Source organism: Streptococcus mitis (assembly GCF_001579035.1).
Taxonomy (GTDB): Bacteria; Bacillota; Bacilli; order Lactobacillales; family Streptococcaceae; genus Streptococcus; species Streptococcus mitis_J.
Genome location: NZ_KQ970287.1, coordinates 5,289 through 6,558, shown reverse-complemented (window position 1 = coordinate 6,558; position 1,270 = coordinate 5,289). Strand labels below are relative to the sequence as shown.

The window sequence follows — 1,270 nt, the reverse complement described above, 5'->3', positions numbered from 1 at the left end:
AATTTCAAGAGAAGTTCCATTGATATCTCCTAGGAAACCTGCAATATCTTTCATTTTATCAAAGTTGTAAAATACATTTACTTTGACCTTTTGAGGAGCTGGCTGTTCTAGACTTCTACGATTTCTGCTAGCGCGTGGTTGAACTGCTGGAGCCATTCTGAACCCTGAAGTTCCTGTAGCCTCCTTAGTGAATGTGACGACGTAGTTATAATTTTTCACAGTAGTATCTTGTTCAAAAATAATGTCATTTTTCACATGATACCCTCTAGCAGCTAGGTCTTTTATCTTGGCTTGAATTTTTTCTTTTACTAGCTCTTTTGCCTGTGCTTCACTCGTTCCAGCAGGAATTGTGACAGTGTTATTTTCTCCCGGGTCAGATAGGAAACCATGAATATCTGGCATTCCAGCGAAGTTATAACTAATATTTACGGTTCCATCTGGTTCTGATGTTGAACGTGCTACTCTTCTTGCTCTTGCTTGAACTGATGGGGCACTTCTGGGGCCTGTAGTCCCTTCTGAAGTTGATGAAGGTTGTGGTTGGGCTGTTGGTGCTGATGAGTTATCTGTTCCTTCTGCTGAGGCTGGTTGCGTTGCTCCTGAAGGTGCTTCTCCTGAACCGTGACCTATTGCTGTACTACCACCTTCAATCGTAGTTCCATCATTACGTCCATTTGATAAATTATCCTTATCAAAATTTGGTTTTGTATATTTTTCACCAGCTATTTTAAGAGAATTAATTATATTTTGATGTTTTTCTGTAAGTATTAATGCCTCTTCTTCATCTTTAGCATTTTTAATGTCATCTACTGCATTCTTTCTTAACTCATATAATTTTGCTTTTAATTTTTCTTTTTCATCTGAATTTTCAATCTTTTCAATTTCCGCTAATTTAATATTAACAACTTCGTCAATATTTTCTCTTATGCTATCCTGTTTAGTTTCCTCTAATAACTTTTCTTCTTCAGTTTTCGGCGCTGGAGTCTCTGCTTTCGGTGCCGGTTTCACTTCTTCTCCTGCTTCTTTTGGTGCTACCTCTGGTTCTGTTGCTTTTGCTTCAGTTGATTCTGTTGGAGCTTCTGCTTTTGGTGTAGCTGGTTTTACTGCCTCTGGCTCTGTTGCTTTTGCTTCAGTTGATTCTGTTGGAGCTTCTACTTTTGGTTCAGCTGGTGTTACCACCTCTGGTTCTGTTGCTTTTGCTTCAGTTGATTCTGTTGGAGCTTCCGTTTTTGGCGTAGCTGGTTTTGCTACCTCTGGTTCTGTTGCTTTTGCT

Annotated in this window: 1 pseudogene; it reads right to left on the bottom strand. The window is 39.3% G+C overall.

Annotation, left to right across the window (positions count from 1 at the left end):
- Positions 1-1,176, bottom strand: a pseudogene (locus tag SMIDD26_RS12770) (hypothetical protein); the annotation flags it as partial.
- Positions 1,177-1,270 lie beyond the last annotated feature (94 nt).